Origin of the sequence: Paraburkholderia sp. SIMBA_054 (assembly GCF_046534875.1) — a bacterium.
Taxonomy (GTDB): Bacteria; Pseudomonadota; Gammaproteobacteria; order Burkholderiales; family Burkholderiaceae; genus Paraburkholderia; species Paraburkholderia hospita.
In genome coordinates, this window is sequence record NZ_JAWRXV010000565.1 from 1 (window position 1) to 288 (window position 288).

A 288-nucleotide genomic window follows, 5' to 3' on the forward strand; every position below is an offset into this window, starting at 1 on the left:
GCCTCGCGGAAGTCGCGCAGGTTCTCGCGCTTCTCGATCAGGCCAACCTCGCCACGCTTGCCAACGCGCACATCGACGTGCGCGAGGAAGAAAGAGGCGGCGCGACGAGTGCCAGCGATAACGACGACGACGACTCGCTGCCGCGCGATGCGCTCTTTCAGGTGCGCACGCGCGACGGCGACGTGATTGCCGGCAGCCCTGCCCTGCGCGCGCTCGGTGCATGGGACCTGCCGCTCCCGGCCGTCACCGGCACGCAGGACGTCGTGCTGGGCGGTCAGACTTATCACT

At 68.8% G+C, this 288-nt stretch carries 1 pseudogene; it reads left to right on the forward strand.

From position 1 onward, the window contains the following. Nucleotides 1-288 (forward strand): annotated as a pseudogene (locus SB822_RS56360) (two-component sensor histidine kinase); the annotation flags it as partial.